The organism is Acinetobacter sp. YH12039 (assembly GCF_013420015.1).
In the GTDB taxonomy this organism is placed as follows: domain Bacteria; phylum Pseudomonadota; class Gammaproteobacteria; order Pseudomonadales; family Moraxellaceae; genus Acinetobacter; species Acinetobacter amyesii.
The window spans coordinates 1-1,329 of sequence record NZ_VOZA01000128.1 but is presented as its reverse complement, the minus strand read 5'-3'; the positions used below and the strand labels follow the sequence as shown (position 1 = coordinate 1,329).

The 1,329-nt window shown below is 40.5% G+C and carries 2 protein-coding genes; both read right to left on the bottom strand.

Annotated features, from left to right (window positions below; all coding sequences use genetic code 11):
* Positions 1-139: 139 nt before the first annotated feature.
* Positions 140-610 carry a hypothetical protein gene (locus FTT98_RS17810; RefSeq protein ID WP_180177629.1) on the bottom strand — a complete coding sequence of 157 codons (471 nt, stop codon included), beginning with the start codon at positions 608-610 and terminating at the stop codon, positions 140-142.
* Positions 607-1,329: MobA/MobL family protein (locus FTT98_RS17805; RefSeq protein WP_180177628.1), on the bottom strand; the 723-nt coding region annotated here is incomplete at its 5' end. The genes FTT98_RS17805 and FTT98_RS17810, both read right to left, overlap by 4 nt.

Sequence of the window (1,329 nt, the reverse complement as noted above, 5' to 3'; positions counted from 1 at the left end):
ATAGATAGGACATAAAAAATGAAAAGTAAAGCTCGACACTTTGAAATATGGCTTTTGCCATGTTTCAAAGTCGAGCCACTTTGCGACATCCGGTATTGATAAGATTAAGAGAAGAACCGAGCAAAGTACTTACCAGTAATTATTTAGGATCAATCACACAGTAATCTTTATTCGTTCCGTGACAGTCATTTTTCATGATCCGTACACAAGCTTTACCATTACAATTTTTAATATCTAGGTTGTAACTTTGTTCTAACCAAGCTGCTTCTGCTCGACGCTGCTGGATTTCATCAAAACTTGGAATGAATAAAAATATAAAAGACAGGAAAACTAATAACAGACTAAGGAAAATAGCACACAACAAGGCAATAAATTTGTAGTTCAATTTATCTGTGGCTTTATCTAACTCCTGAATACGACCTTGAAGGGCACGTGTAGCTTCCTGATTTGCGTTATTTAGGGTCTTTTTGCTTTGTTCTAGCACCCCACTAGCTACCTTATTGTAAAACGTCTCTAATCGCTTGTTATCATCTGCTATGGCTTCCCTGTATTCCTTCATGGATGCCAATAAAATATATAACTGGTCGTCTAAATCGTTTTGATTGCTCATAGGGAAGGCCCATTTCTATTCATGCTTTTGCGTTGTTTCAGCTTCATCGCTTGTTCTTGCTGTAGCTTTAACTGCTTTTTATGTTCCAGTTCTAGGCGTTTAGCTTCCTGATCTTTCTTCCATTGCTCAAAGCCTTGCTCAACACGGTTGAACCCTTGTTCTAAGGTTTTTTCTTTATGCTGTTGTTTGTTTTGGAGCTGTTGGCTGTTCTGCTGTTTGATCGTGTCGTTGAAACGACTAATCTCAGTATCTATGCCTTTCCTGCGCATCTGCGTGACCTTACTACCCTCATGGATAGTGGCTTGTAGCTGATTACCTTGATCGGCATAACTGCGGTGGTCGATTCTTTCCCGATACCCTGCATATTCCAGAGCATGATTGGCTAAGTTTGCCCAGGTGGCTCGAATCTGTTTAATTTCTTCCTGGCTTGTTCCCATGCCTAAGCTTTTTCTTTTGGTGTTACTTAACTCAATTTCCGATTTTTGAGTGAGGACCAGTTTATTTTCAGTATCTAATTCTGCTTTGCGAGTTGTCAGTAAGATATGTGCATGATGGTTTTTATCATCTCCACCTTTGCTAGGTGCATGAATCGCCAAATCTGCAACCACCCCATAACGGTCTACTAAAGATTGGGCAAACTCTCTTGCTAGTTCTTTTCGCTGTTCTTCATCCAGCTCGTCCGGTAGAGCAATCACCCATTCACGTGCGGTTCGGGCATC